We start from the raw sequence: 1227 nt of genomic DNA, 5'->3' as shown, positions 1-1227 counted from the left end.
CCTGGCCGTGTACGTGGCCGGCCCGTAGCGGGTCCAAATAAGCCGGCGGTCCCCACGGCGCGAACGCAGGGTCGTCGAACAGCGGTTTTTCCGGAATCAATTCCAGCAGGATGCAGTCTTTCAGCCGGCTGGGCTGCACCGGATCGGTGCCGGCATTGATCTGGGTCGCCAGCACCGGCTGCAGGCCGCTGGGCTGTTCCTGGTAACGAAACACCACTTTCAGCCACAAGCTGTTATCGCCGCCATCGAAACCGCCGTTGGCGACCTGCCAGATCCGGTCTGTATCGCTGTGCGCTTCCAGCCAGTCTTTCAGATTGATGCAATAGGGTTCGTAGGAACTAACCTCGCGGCCCAGGCCGTCGATGCCGACGCCCGGCGATACGATCAGTTTGGTCAAAATATGCTGGTCGGCGTTTTCCGGTTCGTCGGCCTCCAGGCTCACCACCAGCCCGGACAAGGTGCCGTAGCCGTGCAGCCAATATTGATGGCGGACCAGACGCCGGCGGTGGTAATCCTGTTCGCTGCTGGTGGCTTCGACCCCGAGCAGCATGCCCGGCTCGAACACCACCCGTTTCAAGGGTTGTTCGAATTGGCCGTCGCCGATCAGACTTTGGTCTTGCATTGCGGTCATGTCAGTCTCCTGCAGGTGCGGGTGCGGTCGCCAGTTCCGGCGCCAGGGCGATGGCGTTTTGCAACAAACCGTCGCGGCCCAGATGGATACGATCCAAAATCAGTTTTTTCCAGGCCGGCGTGCGTTGCAAATAACTATCGATTTGCAGCAACGGCGACAAACCCGGAATAAACGAGTAATCGCTGGTCTTCACGGCCCATTGCAGATGCGCCGGCAATTGCTGCCGCAAAATCCGCCGCACGCCGGCCAGATGCTCGCCGGCCGGACCGTGCAATATCACCGTCAGCCTGTGGCTGTAACGGTCGAAAAATTCGGCGACGATGCGCCGGTCGTCGGCGTTGTCCTTGATCAAATCCGGCGCCAACAGGGCCAGGAACTCGCGGGCATTGTCGGCGCTTAAAATCAGGCTGTCGCCGACGATGCTGTTGCCGCTTTGGCCGGTGCCCAGCGTCAACGGATGCTGTTCGTCGCTTAAGTCCAAGCCCAAAATGGTGGCCAGGGTACGACGCAGACGAAAATGTTCCACCGGGATCACCTGGCCGCGGCTGACGCCGCCGTCGGTGGCGATGTCCAGCGCCAGGCACAGGCCGGCCATG

At 61.3% G+C, this 1227-nt stretch carries 2 pseudogenes; both read right to left on the bottom strand.

Annotation, left to right across the window (positions count from 1 at the left end):
* A pseudogene (locus NP596_RS21465) lies at positions 1–631 on the bottom strand (hypothetical protein); the annotation flags it as partial.
* A gap of 1 nt (position 632) precedes the next feature.
* Positions 633–1227, bottom strand: a pseudogene (locus tag NP596_RS21460) (phage tail protein); the annotation flags it as partial.

Source organism: Methylomonas rivi (assembly GCF_024505165.1).
GTDB classification, from domain to species: domain Bacteria; phylum Pseudomonadota; class Gammaproteobacteria; order Methylococcales; family Methylomonadaceae; genus Methylomonas; species Methylomonas rivi.
This window is presented reverse-complemented; position numbering and strand designations above follow the sequence as displayed.